Genomic DNA, 21785 nt, shown 5'->3' with positions numbered 1-21785 from the left:
AATGCAGCACCCGCCCGCACCCGTCGGCTTTAAACGCCCGGTTTTTCAGCCAGATGCCTTAACGTGGCGATTGGCACGCATCCTGCTATCGGTTTTATAACCAAAACAAGGTTTTCAATATTTGGAAATCAATAATGGTTATATGCGCGCCGCATAACGGCGCCGACGGTCAGAGGGAGAGAAGCATGTCAGCAGCAAACCACTCGCAGCAGCCGATTCAGTTCGCCTACTGGGTGCCGAACGTTTCCGGCGGCCTGGTGATCAGCAATATCCCGCAGCGCACCGGTTGGGACATCGGTTATAACCGCAAGCTGGCGCAGATCGCCGAGCGCGCCGGTTTCGACTACGCGCTTACCCAGATCCGCTTCACCGCCGGTTACGGCGCGGAGAACCAGCACGAGTCGGTGTCGTTCTCACAGGCCCTGCTGGACGCCACCGAAAAGCTGAAAGTGATCGCCGCGCTGCTGCCGGGGCCGTGGAACCCCACGTTGGCGGCCAAACAGATCGCCACCATCAGCCATCTTTCCAACGCGCGCATCGCGGTGAACATTGTCAGCGGCTGGTTCCGAGGCGAGTTCAAGGCCATCGGCGAGCCGTGGCTGGATCATGAGGAGCGCTACCTGCGCTCGGAAGAGTTTATCCGCTGCCTGCGCGGCATCTGGACTGAGCCCAGCTTCACCTTCGCCGGCGATTTCTACCGTTTCCGCGACTACTCGCTGAAGCCGAAGCCGCTGGCGCCGTTGCCGGAAATTTTCCAGGGCGGCAGCTCACGCGCGGCGCGCGACATGGCGGCGCGGGTCTCGGACTGGTATTTCACCAACGGCAACAGCGTGGAGGGCATTCGCCGGCAGGTGGAGGACATCCAGAGCAAGGCGCAGGCCAATCACCATCGGGTGAAGGTGGGGGTGAACGGTTTTGTCATCGCCCGCGAGAGCGAACAGGCGGCGCAGGCGGTGCTGCAGGAGATCATCGATCACGCCAACCCGGAGGCGGTGCAGGGCTTCGGGCACGAGGTGAAGAACGCCGGGGCGGCCTCGCCCGAGGGCGAGGGCAACTGGGCCAAGTCCACCTTCGAAGACTTGGTGCAGTATAACGACGGCTTTAAAACCAACCTGATCGGCACGCCGCAGCAGATCGCCGAGCGCATCATCGCGTTGAAAGACGCCGGGGTGGATCTGCTGTTGCTGGCGTTTCTGCACTTCCAGGAAGAGGTGGAGTACTTCGGCCGCGAAGTGATCCCGCTGGTGCGCGAACTGGAGCGCCAGCGGGCGGCGGCCTGAGCGTTAACCCGTTTGCAGGGTTTGCAGCAGGTGGATAAAGGCGGCGCTGAGCGGCGGCGTGGCCGGCTCATGGCGGGTAAAGACATAAAAGCGCGCGCTGATGTCGATCCCCTGCGTCGGGATTTTCTGCAGGTGCAGCTGCGGGGCGTAGTGCGCGACGACCCGATCGCTCAGCAGCGCGATATAGCCCTGCTGCCTGACCAGGCACCAGGTCGCCAGAAAGGAGTCGGTCTCGACGATCTGGCCGTGCGGCGTGTAACGCTCGGCGATCTCGCGGATGGCGGCGTGCCCCACCGAGCAGGAGCGCGGCACCACCCATTTGGCTTCGGCCGGCGGCTGCCCGGCGGCGGTCAGGTCGCCCCCTTGATAGAGCGAGAAGCGCTCGCTCTTCAGCGCCTGCATGGCCAGATCGGCGCCGCCCGCCGCGCCGTTCAGGCTGCTGACCGCCAAATCCAGCTCGCAGTTTCTCAGCCGGGCGAGCAGGCCTTCCGGGCCGTCTTCCACCACCGTCACCCGGGTATGCGGGTAGCGGCGGTTGAAGCCTTCGAGCACCTGGGGCAGGTAGCACAGCAGCGGATCGACGCTCATTCCCACCCGCAGGCGCTTCTCGCCGCCGGCGCTCATGCCGCGCAGCTCGTCAAACGCGCTGAGCAACTGATTGGTGGCGGCGTCTATCCGCCGGTAAAACAGCTCGCCGACCGCCGTCAGGCGCACGCCGCGGTTGCTGCGCTCCAGCAACCGCGCGCCGATGGACATTTCCAGCTCTTTGAGCACCCGGCTTAGCGTCGGTTGCGAGACGGCCAGTTTTTTCGCGGCATCGTGCAAACTTCCGCAGTGAACGATGTCTTTGAACATCGTCAGATGAGCCAGTTTTGGCATGGTTTTCATGGTGGATCTCCCTGGAAGTGAACGGCATTAGCCGGAGCCGGCGATGCGGCTGTAATAGGCCTGTTTCATCATGCTGTCGTTCAGCAGTTTATTGATGGTCTGGTCGAGCACCGGCGTGGTGACGGAGGCCGGCATCAGCGTGGCGGTGATCTCCACGTCGTCGTCGCCAAAGGGTTCGATATCCAGATGCGAGATAAAGCAGTTTTCTCCTTGCAGCACCTGTTTGAATTTGGCCAGCGCTTCACGCTGTTCATGCTCGAAGGCAATGACGCAAATCTGGTAGGTGGATTCGCCGTTAACGTCATTGAAGGGCTGTTTGTTGACCATATTGACCAGCGGGCGCAGCAGGGTGTTGGCGGCGAGCACGAACAGCGTGGCGGCCAGCGCATCGCCGTACAGGCCGCAGCCGGCGCAGGCGCCGACCGCCGCGGAGCCCCAGAGCGTGGCGGCGGTGTTCAGGCCGCGGATGTTCATCCCTTCTTTCATGATGGCCCCGGCACCGAGAAAGCCGACGCCGGAGACCACGTAGGAGATGACGCGCACCGCGCCGCCGCTGCCGTCGATGGTCATGGCCAGGTGGACGAAGATCGCCGCGCTGGTGGCCACCAGCGTATTGGTACGCAGCCCGGCGGTGCGCTGGCGGAATTGTCTTTCATAGCCGATGGCGGCGCCCAGGACGGACGCGGTCAGCAGCGTCAGCAGTGTATGAATGAAATGCATGATAATAACTCGATGTATTATCCGCTTATCATGAGCCACCCGTGGCGGGGTGACTCTTGATAAACAGGTAGTTAAGTTGGCGGGATCCGTCCCGCCAGGCCAGGGCGGCGCTCAGTGCGCGGCGGCGATCTGCCGGCTGAGCGTCTCGCTGATTTTGTCCGTCAGCGGCTGCATCCCCTCGCGGGTGCGCGTCTCGCGGCGCTGCGCGATGTGATAGCAGCCGTCGAGGGTGCCGGCGCCCAGCAGGAGGATGCGATCAGACATCATCACCGCTTCCTCTACGCTGTGGGTCACCAGCACGATGGAGCGGGTTTTGATCTGGCGCGTGCTCCAGATGCGCAGCAGATCGCTGCGCAGGTGTTCGCCGGTATAGACGTCCAGCGCGGAAAACGGCTCATCCAGCAACAGCAGCATCGGTTCTACCGCCAGCGCGCGCGCAAAGCCGACCCGTTGGCGCATGCCGCCGGAAAGCTCGCGCGGGTAGGCGTCGCGGTAGGGCGCGAGCCCGACCAGATCGAGCATTTTCAGCGTCTGGGTTTCGACCACCTGCGGCGGCAGATCCTGCGCCTGCAGCCCGAAGGCGATATTTTGGTAGACGTTCAGCCACGGGAAAATGGCGAAGGTCTGGAACACCATGTTGATCTGCGGATTCGGCCCCGAGACTTTTTTATCCCCCAGCATCACGGTGCCCAGATCCGGCGCGATCAGGCCGGAAAGTATGCGCAGCAGGGTGGACTTGCCCGAGCCGGACTGCCCCAAAATGCTGACGACCTCGTTGTCGTAGAGGCGCAGGTTGATTTCATTCAGCACCAGGCGTTTTTCTTTACCGGTAGGCTGAACGCTTTTGCTGACGTTATTAACCGTCAGCAGCGTGGTTTTTTTTACCATCATGATGTTTCTCCACTCAATTAAAAATATGAGCATGGAAAAATGGCCGATAGTTATCGCCGCGCAGGGGTAAAATAAATGCGAGCGCAAATAAGCCTGAGCGTTATCGGACTGTTAATAAGCGTATGCTGGAAGGATTAGCCTGTCAGGCGCGCCGGAGCGGCGTGCGCGTAGGCCATGCGCTGAAGGGGTAAAGCGAAGGGATGTGGTAACTGACGCATATCCTGACACTTTCAGGATGCAATGGGATGACTATTGCTCCTGTGACCTCAGCGATTCCAACAATAAAATAAACAACCAACTGTCGCCGTCCATATCATTTCCCCGTTATTTTTCGTGTGGCCATAATACGCGTGATATTGCCTGTGATTCAATGTGGTTAGGCGGAATTATCGCGGCAAAATGTAATTTAATATGAATGCGGGAAAGTTTTTCTTTATTTATTAAACGGGGCGTCAACGAAAATCATGAGAGTGAATATAGGCGCTATTTTATGGAAATATAAACCTGAATTAAACGAGAGAATAACAGGGCGGGCGCAAGACAAATAATGAACCGGCCGCAGCGGGTGCTGCGGCCGGTATCGGGTCAGAACTGATACATGATGCCGGTTTCGACAATGTCGTCGGCGCCGGCGCCGACGGCGTTCTGCCGTTGCAGCAGGTTGAGCTTGTACTCCACGTAGGTCGACATATTGGCGTTGAAGCTGTAGTTCAGCGCCAGATCCAGGTATTTGACCAGATCGGCGTCGCCGATGCCGGGCAGGTTACGGCCGCGCGTTTGCAGGTAGGCCACCGAGGGCGTGACGCCGGAATCGAAGTGATACTGCGCGACCGCCTCGACGGCGTCTGCGCGGGGGGCGAAGCCGGCGTAGCGATCGCCGTCGACATAGGTCATGTTTTCGGTGCGCGCATAGCTGGCCGCCAGGTAGAGGTTGTCCAGATCGTATTTCAGCCCCAGCGTCCAGGCCCGGGCGCGATCGCCGTCAGCCAGGCCGAAGCGCTGCTGCGCCAGGGTGCGCGCAGAGTTGGCGTAGGCGGCGCCAAAGTTTAGCCCCGCGCCGGTGTCGTAGGTGGCGGAAAAGGCGTAGCCATCGCCGTTTTGCGTTTGAATATCCTTCGCCCGCAGAGCGTCGTCCCCCCGATTCTTCCCCTGATATTGCAGGCCGAGATCCAGACCGTCCAACAGCCCGCCCAGGCTGCGGTTGTGGTAGGTCAGCAGGCCGTTGGCGCGGCCGGTCATGAAGTTGTCGGCCGCTTCGTAGCTGTCGTTGCCGAATTCGGGCAGCACGTCCGTCCAGCCGGCCACGTCATACAGCAGGCCGTAGTTGCGGCCGTAGTCCAGGCTGCCCCAGCGGCCGAACGTCAGCCCGGCGAAGCCCAGCCGGGTATAGCTATTGCCCGGCCCGGCGCTTTCCGGCTGATCGAGCCCCGCCTGATATTCCCATTGGCCATACCCTGTCAGCCCGTCGGCGATCTGCGTCTCGCCTTTGAAACCGAAACGGGTGTAGGAGCGATCGCCGTTATTGTCGGCATCGCTGCTGAAGTAATGCACCCCGTTCAGTTGGCCGTAGAGATCCAGTTTATTGCCGTCTTTGTTGACGATTTCTGCCCCGGCGGCGGCCGCCGGCATCAGGATGACCAACGCCATCAGTAAGCTTTTATGTTTCATTTCACTACCCTGAGTTAACGAAAATGCGGCCTTATCCGGCCGGTTGCGCCCGCGCGATTTTTCTGTACAGGCAGCTGCGGATCCGATCGGTGAGGTGCCGCAGGCTGTCCCGGTTGCGCGCCGCGCGGGGAATATTGATGCTGAATTCGTCATCGATCCGTTTGCTGGTCGCGTCCAGGATCAGCACCCGATCGGACATCAGCACCGCCTCTTCGACGTCGTGCGTCACCATCACCATGGCGCGCGTGCGCAGCCGGTTGTCTCCCCACAGCGCCAGCAGATCGCTGCGCAGTTTTTGCGCGGTAAAGATATCGAGGGCGGAGAAGGGCTCGTCCAGCAGCAAGACATCGGGCTCTACCGCCAACGCCCGGGCGAAGCCCACCCGTTGGCGCATGCCGCCCGACAGCTCGCGCGGCCAGGCGTGCTCATAGCCGCTCAGCCCCACCAGGCGCAGCAGCGCCTCCAGCCGTTCGGCGATCGTCTGCGGCGGCAGCTTTTGCGCCAGCAGGCCGAAGGCGATGTTGTCGTACACCGTCAGCCAGGGGTAGAGCGCGTAGGATTGAAACACCATGCCGGCGTTGGCGCTCGGGCCGCAGACCGGTTTGCCCGCCAGGGTGAGCGTGCCGCTGTCCGGCGGGATCAGCCCGGCCAGCATGCGCAGTAGCGTGGACTTGCCCGAACCGGATTGCCCCAGAATGGTGACGAACTCGCCGGCGTGCACGGTCAGCGACACGTCGCGCAGCACGGGGGTGGGGCGCTTGTTTTCGCCGATAAACGTCTTGTTCAACCGACGGGCGCTGATAATCACGTCTTGAGTCAGCATGTTGTTCCCCCTTGATCAGTCATATTTGAATTTGGTTTCCGCAATGCGATACAGCGGTTGCCAGACGAAGATGATGCACAGCGCCACCAGCGCGCACATCGCGGCGCAGCCCAGTGCGGACTCCGGGTTCTTGCCGGCGTCGGTGACGACGGAAATGAACGCGCCCAGCCCGGTGGCGCTGAGGGTGGTGCTGCCCCATTGGATCACTTCGGCGGCGATGGCGCTGTTCCAGGCGCCGCCGGCGGCGGAGATGATGCCGGTCACGATGTAGGGGAAGATCGCCGGCAGCATGTAGTAGCGCCACCAGCGGAAACGGCGCAGCCCGAAGGTTTCGCTGACCTCGGTGATCTGCGTCGGAATGGCGGAAACGCCGGCGATCACGTTGAACAACACGTACCACTGGGTGCCCAGCATGATCATCGGAATGGCCCACCAACCGAGATCCTGATGATAAATGGCGATGAAGGCGGCGATCAGCGGGTAGAAAATGTTGGGCGGAATGGCCGCCAGGATCTGGATGATCGGCTGGAAGATCTTCACCAGGCGCGGATTCAGGCCGATCCACACCCCCAGCGGCGTGAAGATCGCCACGCTGAGCAGCATGGCCGCGGCCACGCGCGCGGTGGTGAGCAGCATCCACTCCGGCAGCATGGCGAAGTACTGTTTGGGGAAGTATTCCCACAGCCGGTAACCGAACCAGACGCAGGCCAGCACCACGCCGAGATACCACAGGCTGCGCCACAGCCAATTGCCTTTGGCGGCGAGGCGAAACAGGCGGTGCAGGCCGAGGGCGTACCACAGCCGCGGCAGCTTGAACAGCCACAGATCAGCCAGCGCGCGCAGCGTGCGGCCGAGCGCCGCGCCGACGTGCGAAAAGGCCAGACTGTTGTAGAACCACGGATTGCCGAGCGCCCGATTGGCGGTGACGTCTTCGTATTTGAAGCGGGCGGTGTAACGCACCAGCGGGCGGAAAACCAGCTGATCGAGCAGCACGATGTTGGCGGCCAGCGCGACGATCGCATACAGGATCGCCGGCACGTTCTGCTGCGCCAGCGCTTCGGCGATATAGGAGCCGACGCCGGGCAGTTCGACCGAGCGATCGCCGACCGGAATGGCTTCGGAGGCCACCAGGGCGAACCAGGCGGCGGATTGCGACACCATGGCGTTCCACAGCAGGCCCGGCACCGAATAGATGAATTCCAGCCGCCAGAAACGTTGCCACGGGTTGTAATTGAAGCTGCGGGCGGCTTCGTCCAGCTCCTTGGGCACGATGCGCAGCGTCTGATACAGCGTCAGCATCATGTTCCAGGCCTGGCCGGTAAACACCGCGAAGATGGCGGTGCACTCCAGCCCCATCACGCTGTGTGGGTAGAGGTTGAGAAAGTACACGGTCGTGAAGGTCAGGAACCCCACCAGCGGCACCGACTCCATAAAGTTGACGAAGGGCAGGATCACCCGGCGCAGCGGCGCATAGCGCGCGGCCAGCACGGCGAACACCACAGAAAACAGCAGCGACCAGGCCATGCCGAGGAGAAAACGCATGCTGGTTCTGAGCGAATAATAAAGCAGGTTCCAGGCATCGAGACTAATGGCAGAGACGTTTTGTTCATTGAAGTCGCCGTGCATGTCGCCCCACGCGCGAATAAAAAAGGCAATGAAGAAAACGCCGATGGCGATAACGATAAAGTCATTTAAATAAGACTTTCTGAAAACAGATGTACCCCGGTTATTTTGCATAACGCAATACCTTATTTTTCCCATAAGAAATCCGTCGGCGCTCGGGTAATAGGCCCGGCGACATCAGATAAATACCGCCACAGCGGTTGAGACAAACGTTATTTTCGCAGCGAGGCGATGGGCGGGCAGGCAGAGCGGGAAAGGCCGTCAGAAGGGGAGCGGTTGCCGCATTCCGTATCTTTCAGAATGCAACGTGGATGGCATTACTGAAAGGTGCCCAATAGCATTAGCGTAAAACTAAAACTTTCATCGCCCATAGGGCCCTCCTCGGTTTAAATATGGCACGGAGAGGGTAATGTGTTTTGCTAATAAAAAGCAATTGGCGGCGCGCGGTTTTTATGGTTGATATGTAACAGGATGAATATTCATTTTTTAATCGCTATATTCAGAAAATAAAATAACCTATTTTGATGGCGGTAAATGCGGTGAAAATAAATCGCGGCGAAATAAAACGGCGCGCCTGAATACCGCGCGCCGTAACATTAATAAACCTGCCTGCCGTTGATGCCGGCGGGGAAAATGCCGGTGGCGAAGAGATGCCCGTTGGCCTGGATCTGGTCGTCGGCCAGCATCTCCAGCGGAAACTCGGCCGCCAGGCAGTTGAGAAAGGCGTTGCGATCGTCGGTGGTGGTAAAGCCGATCCGATCGTAGAACAGCAGCGAAGCGATCAGCTGGCGATGTTCCGGGATGCGCCGCAGCAGCGCCGCCGACGGGAACGGCAGATGGAAAAAGAACGCGCAGTCGTTCAGCAGCCCCTGTTCCTTCAGCGCCTGGGCGCAGGGCAGCAGTTGGTAATCGTCGATGCAGACGATGTCGCCCGGGCACAGGTGTTCGCAGGCGATATCGGCAAAACGGCGATTCAGCTGCCGGTAGGCGCGGTAGTTTTCCGGCGTGAAGTGCGCCTTCTCCGGCTGGTTGTGGAACACCGGCCACAGGCCGTCGTGGTAGTAGCCCTGATAGTGGCGGCGAAACTCTTCGATCGACAGCGGGAAGGTCACCTGATCGTAACCGGCGTCTTGACGGCAGTGGATCGGGCGCTGCGCGAAATTCTGTACGTCGCCATTCCAGCCGAGCCACAGCCCCGGTTCGGCGTCGGCCGCCAGCGTCCGGCCGGCGCAGGCCAGATCCTTACCATCGCACTGCTTGTTGGAAATCAGCACCAAACGAGACATGGGGGTCTCCTTATCAGTGAAGGGCGCGCGGGGCGTGCGCCGCGCAGTCGGCGCGCCAGGGCGCTTGCAGCGCGGGCAGCGTGACGCGCAGGCCGCGCAATGCCGGATGCGCCAGGCAGCAGCGCGTCAGCCAGCTTCCCAGCCCGACGCCGCGGTATTCGGCGCTGACGAACAGTTCGCTCACCGAGGCGAAGGTGGCGTAATCGGTCACCATGCGGGCGAAGCCGAGCTGGTGGCGTTTGCGATACAGGCCAAAGCACAGGCCGTGGCGCGCCAGGCGCTCCGCCGCCGCTCGATCCTGCAGGCTGAGAAAACGCTGGATCGCGTCGATATCCAACAACTGCCGATCGGTGCTGATATGAAAAACGCCTTTGCGCCAGCAGAGCAGCGGCTGTGCGGGCGCCCGTTGCGGTTGCATATTCATGATTATCCTTAAGTTAACGAATCAGTGGGCGGTTACAGCATCCAGCCGAGTTCGGCGGCGGTGACCTGTTCCTCGAAGCGGCGCAGTTCGGCGCTTTTGCAGGTGAGCCACAGGGTGCAGAACGCCGGGCCGAGCAGTTCGCGCAGCGGATCGCTGTGGCGGAACAGCGCCAGCGCCTCCTGCTGGCCGAGCGGCAAGGGCGCGGCGTTGTCGCTCTCGCAGCCGTTGGCGGCGGGCGGCAGCGGCAGCGGGTGTTCCAGCCCGTGCAGCAGGCCGCCGAGCATTACCGCCAGCGCCAGATAGGGGTTGGCGTCGGCGCCGGCCAGGCGGTATTCGATGCGCTGGTTGGCGCTGTCGGCGCAGGGCAGGCGCAGCGCCACCGTGCGATTGTTGTGGCCCCAGGAGGCGCGCAGCGGCACGTGCATGCCGGGGCGGAAGCGGCGAAACGCGTTGATGTTGGGCGCCAGGATCGCCATCGACGCCGGCATCAGCGCCAGCATGCCCGCCATCGCCTGCTGCATGTTGTCGCTCAGTTCGCCCGGCGCGCCGGTCAGCAGGTTCTCGCCGTGCTCGTTCTGCAGGCTGATGTGAAAATGCAGCCCGCTGCCGGCGGCATGGGCGCAGGGCTTGGCCATAAAGCAGGCGTGCTGGTGATGTTGCTCGGCAATCTGCCGCGTCAGGCGCTTCAGCGCCATGATCTGGTCGCAGGCTTCCAGGACGCGCCGGCTGTGATGCAGGTTCAGCTCGTACTGGCCGGAAGCGGCTTCGGCCACCACGCCGGTCAGCGGCAGGCTTTGCAGCCGCGCGTGCCGTTCGATGTCGCTCAGCAGCGCATGGTGGCGCTCGGGCGCATCCACCGCGAAGCTCTGCGTCGGGCAGGCTTCCGCCTCGGCGGGGCGCTGTGGATCCTGCAGGTAGAACTCCAGTTCGGCCGCCACCACCGGGAAGCAGTTGCGCTCGTGCAGGCGCTTCAGCACCCGTTGCAGCACCACACGCGGCTCCAGCTCGCAGGCGTCGCCGTCGGCGTTTTGCATCGTCAGCAGCAGCTGGGCGTGGCGTTCGGGATCGCGCGCGCAGGGGCGCAGCGTGCCGGGCACCGGCAGGCACAGCCGATCCGGCTCGCCCGCCCGTTGCCCCAGCCCGCTTTCTTCAATCACCCGGCCGTGCAGATCCAGGGCGTAGATCGACAGCGGGAAGTAGCAGCCTTTTTCCAGGCCAAAGGCTTCGGCGATCGGCAGGCGCTTGCCGCGCAGCTGGCCGTTCAGATCGTGCAGATAAATATCCAGCTGTTCGGTATCCGGATAGCGCTGCAGGTAGTGTTCCAGCTCTTTGCGGAAGGTACGCGTCGGCGATGCGGGCAGCTCTGCCAGCAGAGGATTGAACCCGATAATATTAGAATGCATGGCGCGCTCCAGAACGAAGACCGGTCACGGCCAGAGGCAGGGATAAACGCATGAGACAACTCTCTTGTGAGGCCATAGCGGCGATGTGGAAAGGGTATCTGCGGCGGCAAAAACTGTCTGTAAAAACGCCGTAACGTTAACGGGGCGCGGAATAAAAATGCCGTAAAGAGCGCGGCGGGTTGGCCGGGTCGGCACGGTCTATACTGGCGAGACGGGCCGTAGAAGGAGAGATAACAATGAAGAGAATAGGGCTGCTTATCGCCGCGCTGGCCGCGTTCCACGCCACCGCGTCTTCCCCACAGGCGTGGGCCGAGAGCGAACGGGCGATGCGCGCCGCCTGCCTGAAAGCCAGCGGGCTAAAAAACGCCAGGGTGGAAGGGGCGATCGTTCACTACGGCGATGACGTCGGCTATTCGGCGCTGTTTATCGGCGGGCGCTACCCGCAGCCGTTTATGAAAAACCAGCCGGGCAGGGAGCTGTGCTTATATCAGCGCGCCACGCAGAAGGCGGCGGTGCAGGCGGTGGAGGGGGAATAAATAATCCCAGTCTCCTTACTGTAGCTGTATTTCTCCCTTGGGATTAATTATTAAGTTGAATTCTTTCATGTATTTACGCCTTTTCGTGTCGTTATTCATCGAGACGCCGAGCAAGACCGAGTATTCTCCCGCAGCCCAGTTTACCTGCGGATAAGTGGCGCATTGTCCCGGTTTCAGGTCGGGCAACGGAGTGACTTCTGGTGAGGCCCAGACGATATGCCATTGCTGTTGTTCCTGTCGTGAGACGATCACCCCCCGGTTTTGCAGGCTGTCACCGCTGCGAACGCTGTTGATAGGCACGGCAAAGCAAGGTTGGTTGTCTTTGAGCGAGACATCCAACGGATGGTACCAGGGCTGAGTGGATTGGCAGCCGTTCAGTAGCAGTGCGCACAGTAAAGAGAGATAAAGTTTTGTCATAGCAAGGTGTTCCGGTTCTTTGGATTGTTCAGGAAAGCTCGCAATACCCATTCATAACGTTTTAATGCCGCTGTAGTTGGTGGCTACGTGGAAGCGATGGGCGGCACGCTGCGCCTGGACATTGAACTGCCGGACGGCAAGCACGTCGGGTTTACGGTTTAAGCGCAGGCTGCCCGCCACTCCCCGCCATCTCCCGTTCGATCACCGTCGCCAGCGCCTGCGCGGCGGAAGAGAGTTGGTGCTGCGCCAGGCGGATCAGGCCCACGCGCCGTTCGATAATCGGGCCGATCAGCGGCACGCAGACCGCCCCCAGCTCATCCATCTGTTGCTCGCACAGCGCCGGCACCGCGCTGGCGCCGAGGCCGTTGGCCACCATGCGCCCGACCGTCACCAACTGGTGGCTCTCAAACGCCACCTCCAGCGTTCGCCCGCTGCGGGCCAGTTCCTGCTCCAGCAGCAGCCGCACCGCCGATGGCCGCTGGAGGGTGATGAAATCCAGCGTCAGTAGCTCCTTCCAGCTCACCTGCGCCTTGCGCGCCAGCGCCGAATCCTTCGGCACCACAGCCAGAAAGCGATCGCGGCACAGCGGGGTGAAGTGCAGGGTGTCGCTCGGCTCCGGCTCGAAGGCGATGCCCATCTCCACCCGGCCTTCGCGGATCATTTCAAACACCTGTTCGTTGATGACGTCGTGCACCGCCACGTTGATGCCGGCATAGCGATCGCGAAACGCCTTGAGGATCGGCGGCAGCGGGTTGCCGGCGAACGACGGCATGGCGGCGATCGCCACCTTGCCCATCTGCAGGGTGAAGCGCTGACGCATCGCCTCTTCCGCGTTATCCCAATCCGCCAGCAGCTGGCGCGCCATCGGGAAGAAGGTTTCTCCTTCCGGCGTCAGCGTCACCCGGCGGGTGGTGCGCAGCAACAGCGGCCCGCCCAGCGCGTCTTCCAGCCCACGGATCGCCAGGCTGAGCGCCGGCTGAGAAATATTCAGCCGCTCGCTGGCCTGGGCGAAATTCAGAGTGTGAGCTACCGCTAAAAACGCGCGTAACTGTTTGATGCTCATTTTCATTTTGGTTGGCGTTAACTCTTTGTTAATTTTCGGTTAACGGTTGATTAATAAAAATTCTAAATGAATGCGGCATAAAAACAAAATTAACAAATCATTTTTGTGACCTGAAGATGCCCTCACGCAAGCCAGGGCATTTCGCCCTGCGCCGCAACATGCAGGGGCAACGATATGGCAGGGCTCGACAAACGCGTCGGCAGCTACCAGGAAGCGCTGGCAGGCCTGACGGACAACATGACGGTGCTGGCGGGCGGCTTTGGCCTGTGCGGCATCCCGGAGAATCTGATCGAAGAGATCCGCCGGCGTGGCGTGCGCGGGTTGACGGTGGTTTCCAACAACTGCGGCGTCGACGGGTTCGGCCTCGGGCGGCTGCTGGAAACCCATCAGATCCGCAAGGTGGTGGGATCTTACGTCGGCGAAAACGCGCTGTTCGAACAGCAGGCGCTCAGCGGCGAGCTGGAGGTGGATCTCACGCCGCAGGGCACGCTGGCGGAGAAGATCCGCGCCGGCGGCGCCGGCATCCCGGCATTCTTCACTGCCACCGGTTACGGCACGCCGATCGCCGAAGGCAAAGAGGTGCGCGAGTTCAACGGCCGCCCCTACATCATGGAAACCGCCATCACCGGCGATTTCGCCATCGTGAAAGGCTGGAAGGCCGATCACTTCGGCAACGTCATCTACCGCCACACCGCGCAGAACTTCAATCCGCTGATGGCGACCGCCGGGCGCATCACGGTGGTGGAAGTGGAAGAGATCGTCGCGCCGGGCGAGCTGGATCCGGCGGCGATCCACACCCCCGGCATCTATGTCGATCGGCTGATCCAGGGCACATTCGAAAAGCGTATCGAACAACGCACCCTGCGGGCATAAGGAGAATTCGCATGCTTACCCGTGAACAAATGGCGCAGCGCGTGGCGCAAGAGCTGAGGGACGGTTACTACGTCAATCTGGGCATCGGCATCCCGACGTTGGTGGCCAACTACGTGCCGGCGGGCATGGACGTGATGCTGCAGTCGGAAAACGGCCTGCTGGGGATGGGCGAGTTCCCGACCGAGCAACAGCTGGACGCCGACATGATCAACGCCGGCAAGCAGACGGTCACCGCGCGCCTCGGCGCGTCGATCTTCGATTCGGCGCAGTCGTTCGCCATGATCCGCGGCGGCCATGTCGATCTGACCGTGCTGGGGGCGTTTGAAGTGGACGTCGAGGGCAACATCGCCTCGTGGATGATCCCCGGCAAGATGGTCAAGGGCATGGGCGGCGCGATGGATCTGGTGGCGGGGGCGGAGAACATCATCGTGGTGATGACCCACGCAGCGAAGGGCGGCGAGTCCAAGTTGCTGCCGCGCTGCACGCTGCCGCTGACCGGTGCCAACTGCATCCGCAAGGTATTGACCGATCTGGCCTATCTGGAAATTGAAGACGGCGCCTTCGTGCTGCGCGAACGCGCGCCGGGCGTCAGCGTGGCGGAGATTGTCGCCAAAACCGCCGGCCGGCTGATCGTGCCGGAGCATGTGCCGGAAATGCGTTTCTGGAACGGGAGGTGAATGTGCAACAACGTGAAGTGGTGATTGTGGCGGCGACGCGCACGCCGGTCGGCAGTTTTCATGGCGCGCTGGCGCCGCTGACGGCGGTGGAACTGGGCACGGCGGCGGTGCAGGGGCTGCTGGCGCAAAGCGGCGTGGCGCCGCAGCAGATCGATGAAGTGATCCTCGGTCAGGTGCTGACCGCCGGCTGCGGGCAGAATCCGGCGCGCCAGACCGCGCTGAACGCCGGGCTGCCGTTTACGACGCCGGCGCTGACCATCAACAAGGTGTGCGGCTCCGGTTTGAAGGCGGTGCATCTGGCGGTGCAGGCGATCCGCAGCGGTGACGCCGACGCGGTGATCGCCGGCGGCCAGGAGAGCATGAGCCGGTCGCCTTACCTGATGGCCGGCGCGCGCGCCGGTCTGCGCCTCGGTCACGCGCAGATGGTGGACAGCGTGATCCACGATGGCCTGTGGGACGCGTTCAACGACTATCACATGGGCATCACCGCCGAAAACCTGGCGGAGAAATACGCCATCAGCAGAGAAGAACAAGACAGGTTCGCGCTGCGTTCGCAGCAGAAGGCGCAGGCGGCGCAGCAGGCCGGGCGTTTCGCGCAGGAGATCACGCCGGTGACGGTGCCGAAGCCGAAGGGCGAAGCGCTGCGGGTAGAGCGCGACGAACAGCCGCGCGACACCAGCCTGGAAGCGCTGGCGCGGCTGCGTCCGGCGTTTCGCAAGGAGGGCACGGTGACCGCCGGCAACGCCTCGTCGCTCAACGACGGCGCCGCCGTGGTGCTGCTGATGAGCGCGGAAAAAGCCGCCGCGCTGCGCTTGCCGGTGCTGGCGCGCATCGCGGGTTACGCCTCGTCGGGCGTCGATCCGGCGATCATGGGCATCGGCCCGGCGCCGGCCACTCGGCGCTGCCTGGAGAAAGCCGGCTGGCGGCTGGAGGAGGTCGATCTGATCGAAGCTAACGAAGCCTTTGCCGCGCAGGCGCTGGCGGTGGGCAAAGAACTGGGCTGGGAGGCGGAGCGGGTCAACGTCAACGGCGGGGCGATCGCGCTGGGGCATCCGATCGGCGCGTCCGGCTGTCGCATTTTGGTGTCGCTGCTGTACGAAATGCAGCGCCGCGGGGTGAACAAGGGGCTGGCGATGCTGTGCATCGGCGGCGGGCAGGGCGTGGCGCTGGCGGTAGAGCGCCCGTAAACAACCGAGGAGGGCACCATGCAGTCATCTGACTATGCGGTACTGGGCGCCGGGCTGATGGGGGTGGGTATCGCCACCCACTTTATTCGCCACGGCCATGAGGTGCTGCTGTATGACCCGGATCCGCAGCGGCGGGTGGAAGCGCCGGCGGTGGCGAGCGGCATTCTGGCCGAGCTGAGCGACGTCGGGCAGTTTGATCGCGGTGAGCGCGAAGCGGCGCTGGCGCGCCTGCGCGTGACCGGCGATCTGAACGACGTGGAGCGCGCCCGACTGCTTATCGAGGCGATCCCGGAACGGCTCGAGCTGAAGCACGCGCTGTATGAGCAGTTGGAAGGGCTGATCGCCGACGACGCGGTGATTGCCAGCAACACCAGCGGCCTGCCGCCGGACGAACTGGCGGCGCGCATGACTCATCCGCAGCGCCTGCTGATCGCCCACTTCTGGCACCCGCCGCACCTGATCCCGCTGGTGGAGATCGTGCCCGGCCGCGCCACCGAGCCGCGCCATCTGGCGGCGGTGCAGGCGCTGCTGGGCGAGATGGCGCTGGAGGCGGTGCTGCTGGAACGTGCCGCGCCGGGGTTTGTCGGCAATCGGCTGCAGTTTGCGGTGCTGCGTGAAGCGCTGCACATCGTCCACAGCGGCATCGCCAGCGCTGAGGTGGTGGATCAGGTGATGCGCGCCTCGCTGGGGCGGCGCTACGCCATGGTCGGCCCGCTGGAGGCCGCCGACATGACCGGGCTCCCGACGGTGGCGGACATCGCCCGCCACCTGTTCCCGGAACTGGCGACCGGCGACGAGATGATGGTGCTGGTGGAACAGCGGCTGCAGCGCGGCGATATCGGCCAGCGCAGCGGCCGGGGATTTTATCTTTGGGATGAAGCGCGCAGGGAACGCATTCAACGGCGACGGGCGCATCAGCTGCGCTTTGCGCTGAAACCGTAATTTCGCACGCCGTACCTGACAATAACAACGATAGCGAGGTGCCTGATGAGCGTTTTGATTGCCCTGGCAGCACTGGGATTACTGATGCTGGCCGCCTACCGCGGCTACAGCGTGATTTTGTTCGCCCCGATCGCCGCGCTGGGCGCGGTGCTGTTGACCGACCCCGGCGCGGTGGCGCCGACCTTCACCGGGCTGTTTATGGAGAAGATGGTCGGCTTCGTGAAGCTCTACTTCCCGGTGTTCCTGCTGGGGGCGGTGTTCGGCAAGCTGATCGAGCTGTCCGGCTTTTCCCGTTCGATTGTCGCGGCGGCGATCCGCATTCTCGGCCGGCGTCACGCCATTCCGGTGATCGTGCTGGTGTGCGCGCTGCTGACCTACGGCGGGGTGTCGCTGTTCGTGGTGGCGTTCGCGGTCTATCCGTTCGCCGCCGAGCTGTTCCGCCAGAGCGGCATCCCCAAGCGGCTGATCCCGGCCACCGTGGCGCTCGGCGCCTTCTCCTTCACCATGGACGCCTTGCCGGGCACGCCGCAGATCCAAAACATCATCCCGACCAGCTTCTTCGGCACCAATGCCTGGGCCGCGCCCTGGCTGGGGCTGATCGGCTCGCTGTTCATCATCGCGGTCGGTCTGCTGTATCTTGAACGCCAGCGGCGCAAGGCGCAGCTGAAGGGAGAAGGGTACGGTACCGATCTGCTGAACGAGCCGGAAACCCCGGACGATATCAATCTGCCGAACCCGCTGATCGCCATCCTGCCGTTGATTTTGGTCGGGGTATTCAACCTTGGCTTCACCCATTGGATCCCGCAGTGGTACGGCGCCAGCCACGAGCTGACGCTGCCGGGGCTGGCCAAACCGATCACCACCGACGTGGCGAAAATCACCGCCATCTGGGCGGTGGAAGCGGCGCTGGTGTCGGGTATTCTGCTGGTGGTGGCGTTCGGCTTTCGCAATATTCGCGGCCGGCTGGCGGAAGGCAGCAAGACGGCGGTCGGCGGCGCGATCCTGGCGGCGATGAACACCGCCTCCGAATACGGCTTCGGCGCGGTGATCGCCGCCCTGCCGGGCTTTTTGGTGCTGTCGCAGGCGCTGTCGGCGATCCCCAATCCGCTGCTGAACGAAGCGATCAGCGTCACCCTGCTGGCCGGCATCACCGGGTCGGCCTCCGGCGGCATGAGCATCGCGCTGGCGGCGATGGCCGATAACTTCGTGGCCGCCGCCCATGCGGCACACATTCCGCTGGAGGTGCTGCACCGGGTGGCCTCGATGGCCAGCGGCGGCATGGACACCTTGCCGCACAACGGCGCGGTGATCACCCTGCTGGCGATCACCGGCCTTAGCCACCGGCAGGCCTATGGCGGCATCTTCGCCATCACCCTGATCAAAAGCGCCGCGGTGCTGTTTGTGATTGGCGTGTTCTACCTGACCGGCATTGTTTAAAGGAGCGATACCATGAGTGTACAAGGCAAAACCGCGCTGGTGACCGGCTCGACCAGCGGCATCGGCCTCGGGATAGCGTCCGTGCTGGCCGCCGCCGGCGTGCGTGTGATCCTCAACGGCTTTGGCGATGTGGAAGCGGCGAAGGCGCAGGTTGCCCGGCTGGGCACCGCGCCGGGGTATCACGGCGCCGATCTCGGCGATGCGGCCCAGATAGCGGACATGATGCACTATGCCGAGCGTGAGTTCGGCGGCGCGGACATTCTGGTGAACAACGCCGGCATTCAGCACGTGGCGCCGCTGGATCAGTTCCCGGTGGAGAAATGGAACGCGATCCTCGCCATCAACCTGTCGGCGGTGTTCCACACCTGCCGATTGGCGCTGCCGGGTATGCGCGAGCGCAACTGGGGGCGCATCATCAACGTGGCGTCGGTGCACGGGCTGGTGGCGTCGAAAGACAAATCGGCCTATGTGGCGGCCAAGCACGGCGTGGTGGGGCTGACCAAGACGCTGGCGCTGGAAACCGCCCGCACGCCCGTCACCTGCAACGCCATCTGCCCCGGCTGGGTGCTGACGCCGCTGGTGCAACAGCAGATCGACAAGCGCATTGCCGCCGGCATCGATCCGCAGCGGGCGCGCGATGAGCTGCTGGCGGAGAAGCAGCCGTCGCAAGCGTTCGTCACGCCGGAGCAGCTCGGCGAACTGGCGCTGTTCCTGTGCAGCGATGCGGCGGCGCAGGTGCGCGGCGCCGCCTGGAACATGGACGGCGGCTGGCTGGCGCAGTAGTGAGGGCATTTTCCCGGAGCGCGCAATGCGCTCCGTCGTTATTTCCCGCCATTAATTAATTCCCTCGCGTGACGGTTTACCTGCGGCAATAATATTTATTTGTTATTTGCTATTTTTATTCCCAGATAATCACGCCGGGTTATTTTGGGTAAAAGATGCGGATTGGTTTATTTCGTGCTGCGGTTATTACATTATTTTTCTCCGTGTTACAGGTGAACACGTTTCTGCTGAAAATAAGCCCAACCTGAAATAATGGCAGATTATGACGTGAATTTTTATATCTTGCGTGCGCTGTTGACATCGGGTAATTATTTCCGCGTGGCTTAAGACCACCGTGTTTATAACAATAATTTTTTCGGGCAGGGGTAATAATGAGAAAGAATACAACGCCAATATTCATTGGCGGCGTCTTGCTGTCGGCGTTATCCGCCGGCGCACAGGCCGAGATCACCATTCTGGATAAAAACCCGCAGAGCAATGTGTTGCTGGCGCCGCTCAGTTTAAAGGTGGGCGGCAGCATTCGCCCCGAGTGGATCTTCAATAACGGCCCGGAGCCGGGCTATGACAAAAACGGTCACGACGGCGGCACGCGTTTTCGCTTCAGCGGCGACTATGCGCTGACGCAGGACACCTCGATCATCGGCTATTACGAGTGGGGCGTCGATCTGGCGCACGCGCTCAGCTGGGACGGGCACTACAATGAGGACGGCAAACGCGACTATCAGCGCCAGCTGTACGCCGGTTTCAAGGACGATCGTTACGGCACCCTGACCTATGGCCACCAGTACGGCATCTATTATTCTGTGGTCGGCATCAAAAGCGACGTCTGGGATAACGACGGCCACGCGGGCGGCACCGGCATCGGTATTTCCGGCGATTATGACGGCGGCAATAAACCGAAAAACAGCATCAAATACACCAATGATTTCGGGCCGGTAACGCTGTACGCCAACTATTTATTGCCGGAAGACGATCTGCACACCGCGGATAACCTGATTTACCGCCGCAAGGGCGGTGGCGGGCTGGGCTTCGATTATAAGGTGACGAAGGATTTCACCTTCAGCGCCGCCTACAGTTATACCGACGCGAAGATCAAAGATAATCTGTACAACGAAAAGGATTATCACCAGCAGCTGTCCGGCACCGCGTTGACCTGGCAGCCGAACAACTGGTACATCGTCGGCACCGCCAGCTATTACAAAGACTATGTGCCGAGCACCCGCCAGCGCACGCTGTCGCACTTCTTCGCCGGCGACGGCTACGGGCTGGAAGGCTTCGTCGGTTACACCTTCAATATCGACAAGCCGTTCCTCAAATCCGTTCAGCCTTACGTCGCGGCGGACTCGCTGCGGCTGAAAGGAGACGAGGCGTATCACGCCAACCACGTCTACCTCGGCGCGGGCACCACCATCGGTTACGGTCTGTCGGTGTATGTGGAGCGCACGCTGGCCAACAGCAGCGACAACGAGCCGGATTCCACCTGGATAACGGTGTTCTACGACTTCTGATCCGCCTCTTGCCAGGCCGGCGCGGGTGCCGGCCGTTCACATGCTGATCGCGCCGCCCAGGGGTTGCCCTGAGGCGTTGCGTTCCGCCAGGTAGCGCGCCGGCGGTTTGCCCACCGCCTTTCTGAACATGGTGACGAAGCCGCTGGCGCTCTCGTAACCCAGATCCAGCGCCACCGTCTGTACGCTCTCGCCCTGCGTCAAGCGCTGCAGCGCCAGCATCACGTGCAGCTGACGCCGCCAGTGGCCGAAGCTCATGCCCATCTGCTGTTGCAGCGTGCGGCTGAGGGAGCGCTCGCTCATGCCGATGCGCTGCGCCCACTGGCCGAGGGTGGATTTGTCCGCCGGGCAGCTCAGCATGCCTTCGGTCAACTGCCGTATGCGCGCGTCGTCGGATACCGGCAGATGCAGATTCTCGATCGGTGCGGCCACCAGCTGATCCAGCAACACCGCCGTCAGGCGCCCTTCGGCGCCCTGTTCGTCGTAGAGCGGTTCGAAGGTGGTGGCCTGCAGCAGCAGTTCGCGCAGCAGCGGCGAGACCGACAGCGTGCAGCAACTCTGCGGCAAGCCGGCGACGACGTGTTGATCGACGAACAGGCAGTAAGCCTCGGTCGAGCCGGCGCCCTGGGCGTTGTGCAACACGTTGCCCGGCATCCACAGCGCGCACTGCGGCGGCACCAGCCACAGGCCGTTTTCCACTTCGCAGCGGATCATGCCGCGCACGGTATAGATCAGCTGCGCCTTTTGATGACGATGCGGCTCGACTTCCCAGTCCTGCTCGATGGTGGAACTCTGCACGGCGAACAGCGGGCGCGTCACCTGATCGATATCGATATTGCGGCGTGGGATCTGGACTTTCATGAGAACAATTCTCAATTTGGCGGAATTGAAAAGTATTATGTCCTGATTGCGCAATGTGGTCTAGCGCCGGTGCCGATAAAGTAAGCGCCAGTCCTAAACCCTTTCGCGAGGAAACTGATTATGTCACTCGATACCGCCGATTTTCCGCTGGTGTGGATGCGCCGAAACGGGCGCGATACCCAGGCCGAGCTGGCTGAATTCAGCGCGCTGCTGGCGCGCGCCGAGCCTTTCGTCCTGATGACCGATCGCAGCGTCGGCGATGAAGGTGAAGAGCACGATCGCGACGCCCGCACTCAGGTGGCGCTGTGGAAGCGCGATAACCGCGCGGCGCTGAAGCGGTGGGCGAAAGGCATGATCATGCTGGAACCGGACGACGCCAAACGCGCGGCGGCGGAAGCATTCGCCGAATACGGCGCCAAATTCTGGGGCTATCCGATACTGGTGGCCGCCGATGAAGCCGCAGGCCGGATGTTGGCGCTGACATTACTGAGCAAATAA

The 21785-nt window shown here is 62.3% G+C and carries 22 protein-coding genes; 10 read left to right on the top strand and 12 right to left on the bottom strand.

Annotated features, from left to right (window positions below; all coding sequences use genetic code 11):
* The first annotated feature begins 185 nt into the window (after positions 1–185).
* Complete coding sequence (gene sfnG, locus HWW83_RS12560; RefSeq protein ID WP_025305137.1) at positions 186–1280, top strand: dimethylsulfone monooxygenase SfnG; 1095 nt, start codon at positions 186–188, stop codon at positions 1278–1280.
* A 3-nt stretch (positions 1281–1283) separates the two neighbouring features.
* Here the strand turns inward: sfnG and HWW83_RS12555 are convergent, their stop codons facing one another.
* The 9 genes from HWW83_RS12555 to HWW83_RS12515 all read right to left on the bottom strand — a co-directional run bounded on the left by HWW83_RS12555 (position 1284) and on the right by HWW83_RS12515 (position 11006).
* Positions 1284–2168 (bottom strand): LysR family transcriptional regulator, encoded by an 885-nt coding sequence (locus HWW83_RS12555; RefSeq protein ID WP_033641720.1) that lies wholly within the window; start codon positions 2166–2168, stop codon positions 1284–1286.
* A gap of 27 nt (positions 2169–2195) precedes the next feature.
* Complete coding sequence (locus HWW83_RS12550; protein WP_019453282.1) at positions 2196–2888, bottom strand: MgtC/SapB family protein; 693 nt, start codon at positions 2886–2888, stop codon at positions 2196–2198.
* 111 nt (positions 2889–2999) lie between these two features.
* Positions 3000–3779 (bottom strand): ABC transporter ATP-binding protein, encoded by a 780-nt coding sequence (locus HWW83_RS12545; RefSeq protein ID WP_033641721.1) that lies wholly within the window; start codon positions 3777–3779, stop codon positions 3000–3002.
* Positions 3780–4364: 585 nt separating this feature from the next.
* Positions 4365–5447, bottom strand: coding sequence for a porin (locus tag HWW83_RS12540; RefSeq protein ID WP_094142342.1), 1083 nt, complete (start codon positions 5445–5447; stop codon positions 4365–4367).
* Between the two features lie 31 nt (positions 5448–5478).
* Positions 5479–6270 carry an ABC transporter ATP-binding protein gene (locus HWW83_RS12535; RefSeq protein ID WP_103101789.1) on the bottom strand — a complete coding sequence of 264 codons (792 nt, stop codon included), beginning with the start codon at positions 6268–6270 and terminating at the stop codon, positions 5479–5481.
* Between the two features lie 15 nt (positions 6271–6285).
* Positions 6286–8007 (bottom strand): ABC transporter permease, encoded by a 1722-nt coding sequence (locus tag HWW83_RS12530; protein WP_033641724.1) that lies wholly within the window; start codon positions 8005–8007, stop codon positions 6286–6288.
* Between the two features lie 482 nt (positions 8008–8489).
* Positions 8490–9179, bottom strand: coding sequence for a trehalose-6-phosphate synthase (locus HWW83_RS12525; protein WP_176589335.1), 690 nt, complete (start codon positions 9177–9179; stop codon positions 8490–8492).
* A 13-nt stretch (positions 9180–9192) separates the two neighbouring features.
* A complete protein-coding gene (locus HWW83_RS12520; protein WP_047025147.1) occupies positions 9193–9603 on the bottom strand; it encodes a GNAT family N-acetyltransferase in 411 nt (136 codons plus the stop codon).
* A gap of 32 nt (positions 9604–9635) precedes the next feature.
* Positions 9636–11006, bottom strand: a complete 1371-nt coding sequence (locus HWW83_RS12515) for a glutamine synthetase family protein (protein WP_122016555.1) — start codon at positions 11004–11006, stop codon at positions 9636–9638.
* 236 nt (positions 11007–11242) lie between these two features.
* Here HWW83_RS12515 and HWW83_RS12510 point away from each other — a divergent pair, with 236 nt between their 5' ends.
* Positions 11243–11542: a hypothetical protein gene (locus tag HWW83_RS12510; RefSeq protein ID WP_049204564.1), complete on the top strand. Its 300-nt coding sequence runs from the start codon at positions 11243–11245 to the stop codon at positions 11540–11542.
* Between the two features lie 15 nt (positions 11543–11557).
* Here the strand turns inward: HWW83_RS12510 and HWW83_RS12505 are convergent, their stop codons facing one another.
* Together HWW83_RS12505 and HWW83_RS12500 are read right to left on the bottom strand one after the other, a co-directional pair.
* Entirely contained in the window at positions 11558–11959 is a 402-nt protein-coding gene (locus tag HWW83_RS12505) for a putative T6SS immunity periplasmic lipoprotein (RefSeq protein ID WP_046688163.1), read from the bottom strand.
* Positions 11960–12110: 151 nt separating this feature from the next.
* Entirely contained in the window at positions 12111–13028 is a 918-nt protein-coding gene (locus HWW83_RS12500; protein ID WP_047572821.1) for a LysR family transcriptional regulator, read from the bottom strand.
* A 168-nt stretch (positions 13029–13196) separates the two neighbouring features.
* Between HWW83_RS12500 and HWW83_RS12495 the strand changes: the two genes are divergently transcribed.
* The 7 genes from HWW83_RS12495 (at position 13197) to HWW83_RS12465 (ending at position 20429) form a co-directional block, all read left to right on the top strand.
* A complete protein-coding gene (locus tag HWW83_RS12495; protein ID WP_004933280.1) occupies positions 13197–13895 on the top strand; it encodes a CoA transferase subunit A in 699 nt (232 codons plus the stop codon).
* Positions 13896–13906: 11 nt separating this feature from the next.
* On the top strand, positions 13907–14572 hold the full coding sequence (locus tag HWW83_RS12490; protein ID WP_069100375.1) for a CoA transferase subunit B: 666 nt from the start codon (positions 13907–13909) through the stop codon (positions 14570–14572).
* 2 nt (positions 14573–14574) lie between these two features.
* Complete coding sequence (locus HWW83_RS12485; RefSeq protein ID WP_160203940.1) at positions 14575–15759, top strand: acetyl-CoA C-acetyltransferase; 1185 nt, start codon at positions 14575–14577, stop codon at positions 15757–15759.
* An 18-nt stretch (positions 15760–15777) separates the two neighbouring features.
* Positions 15778–16701, top strand: a complete 924-nt coding sequence (locus HWW83_RS12480; protein WP_160203941.1) for a 3-hydroxyacyl-CoA dehydrogenase family protein — start codon at positions 15778–15780, stop codon at positions 16699–16701.
* A 42-nt stretch (positions 16702–16743) separates the two neighbouring features.
* Entirely contained in the window at positions 16744–18138 is a 1395-nt protein-coding gene (locus tag HWW83_RS12475; protein ID WP_197666623.1) for a GntP family permease, read from the top strand.
* A 12-nt stretch (positions 18139–18150) separates the two neighbouring features.
* The gene (locus HWW83_RS12470) at positions 18151–18921 is read left to right on the top strand and encodes a 3-hydroxybutyrate dehydrogenase (RefSeq protein WP_101453565.1); all 771 of its coding nucleotides are present in this window, start codon (positions 18151–18153) and stop codon (positions 18919–18921) included.
* A gap of 371 nt (positions 18922–19292) precedes the next feature.
* Positions 19293–20429: a porin gene (locus HWW83_RS12465; protein WP_046688171.1), complete on the top strand. Its 1137-nt coding sequence runs from the start codon at positions 19293–19295 to the stop codon at positions 20427–20429.
* Positions 20430–20465: 36 nt separating this feature from the next.
* Here the strand turns inward: HWW83_RS12465 and HWW83_RS12460 are convergent, their stop codons facing one another.
* Positions 20466–21287: an AraC family transcriptional regulator gene (locus HWW83_RS12460; RefSeq protein ID WP_176589334.1), complete on the bottom strand. Its 822-nt coding sequence runs from the start codon at positions 21285–21287 to the stop codon at positions 20466–20468.
* Positions 21288–21407: 120 nt separating this feature from the next.
* Between HWW83_RS12460 and HWW83_RS12455 the strand changes: the two genes are divergently transcribed.
* Positions 21408–21785: a hypothetical protein gene (locus HWW83_RS12455; RefSeq protein WP_069100371.1), complete on the top strand. Its 378-nt coding sequence runs from the start codon at positions 21408–21410 to the stop codon at positions 21783–21785.

Origin of the sequence: Serratia ureilytica, assembly GCF_013375155.1 — a bacterium.
Taxonomy (GTDB): domain Bacteria; phylum Pseudomonadota; class Gammaproteobacteria; order Enterobacterales; family Enterobacteriaceae; genus Serratia; species Serratia ureilytica.
This window is presented reverse-complemented; position numbering and strand designations above follow the sequence as displayed.